Below are 1,627 nucleotides of genomic sequence, written 5' to 3' on the forward strand. Positions count from 1 at the left end.
CTCTCCAGATCCATACCTGCCCCGGCCTGTCTCCTTACGCCTACGGCTTCAGGAGACAGGCCGGGCCTTCAACAGGGGGTTAATATTGCATGCCGATCAGGGGTTATTTTTGAGTGCCGATTGACACCTACACCCTGCATTGACGTTCGGGCGCGTCTCGGGCGGTACGCCGCACGCAAGCGCGGGTATCCAAGGATATGCTTCCGGTGGAATGTGGCCCACCAACACCACGCAATTATGAATTCCTGATTTCGCGGGTCGTTCTCTCAGTTTCAGACGCCGCAAACCCCGTCACACTCGTCCAGAAACAGGTCCGTCTGCCCTGTTTTCTCACAGGCGGTCAGCGGCACCGTTTCCAGCGGCGTGGCGGAACGATGCAGGAAAACCTCGCCCCGGATACCGCGAAGACCGCGCCGTATGGCCCGGTCGACAGCCACGACATCCTCCCATTCCTCTGGATGATCTTTGCGGATCGCGCGCCAAGCTGCATCGGAATGAAACGGACACCCAAGGCAACTGCTCTTCGGCGGACGAGGATAACCGTAACTTTCCAGCCAGCGGAGACAATCGCGCCGCGTCATCCGCTTCTCGATCAGCGGCCAGCGATTGACCTGCCACGCCTCCCTCGACATCTTGATGCGCGTGATTTCCTCGAAGGAAATTCCCATCCACTGTTCGACAAACGGTTCGCGGGGTGAACGTTTCCGCGTCAACCCGGCCAGCGCGCGAACTTTTTTACGAATCGGCGCGATCTTGTATTCGGTCGTGCATTGCCGCCTGATCATCCCGATGTCATCGCGGTCGTCAGCGTTGCCGCGCGTGTAGGCTGGGATCGAAGCCCAACGTCCGCCGCGCGACGCGCCGAGCAGATCGTCGCGGAGATTGCCCGTCGAGACGATATGAACCGGAAAGAGCAGAACATGGGGGGAGCGCAGCCAAGACAAATGGTCATAAACCGCCTGCGGTTCCCAGCCGGTATCGGCGAAGATGGCACAATCGGGCATCGGACCGATCTCGTCTTGAGCGGCCATCAAGGCCAGGGTGGTGGACTGCACGCCGGCACCCAGACTGAGGACGCGCAGACGGATCGTCTCGGGCGCGCGCCCCAGACGGTCCCGAGCGGATTGGGTTGGACTGTCATGGGGGGAAACTCCACGACGGGAGCCGCGAGCCTCTCTCGCGTCAAATCTCCGTCGCGGACCCAGACCGGCCCTCTTCCTTTGACCGACTATGCGGCCTGCACGCCGAACTCTCCGGTCAGCGGGTACTTAAGCTCGTGTCTTCCCCGGAAGCGCGTTAACGATGCAATCTCGATTCAACCTGTTTGGATAGGTCGGCCGCTCGCCGGAATTTCGTACATCACGGAAATGTGAAACTAGCGATTTTACGCCCCACTACGACTCCCGATTGCATCCTATGTGCATCCTGCGCCGCGTTCCGGGCACAAAAAAAGCCACCCTTCCGGGTGGCTTTTCTTTTGTCTTTTCAGACGCTTATGCTTGGTTGCGGGGGCAGGATTTGAACCTGCGGCCTTCAGGTTATGAGCCTGACGAGCTACCGGGCTGCTCCACCCCGCGATTGTAGGGGAGACTGGAAGACCTGGCGGCGACCGACTTTCCCGTGCCTT

The 1,627-nt window shown here is 60.1% G+C and carries 1 protein-coding gene and 1 tRNA gene; both read right to left on the reverse strand.

Features of this window, described 5'->3' with window-relative positions; all coding sequences use genetic code 11:
• Positions 1–272 precede the first annotated feature (272 nt).
• Positions 273–1,055, reverse strand: a complete 783-nt coding sequence (locus OQZ28_RS17430) for a hypothetical protein (RefSeq protein WP_458136693.1) — start codon at positions 1,053–1,055, stop codon at positions 273–275.
• 445 nt (positions 1,056–1,500) lie between these two features.
• Positions 1,501–1,577, reverse strand: a tRNA-Met gene (locus tag OQZ28_RS17435).
• Between the last annotated feature and the right edge of the window lie 50 nt (positions 1,578–1,627).

This window comes from Komagataeibacter sp. NFXK3 (assembly GCF_054182245.1).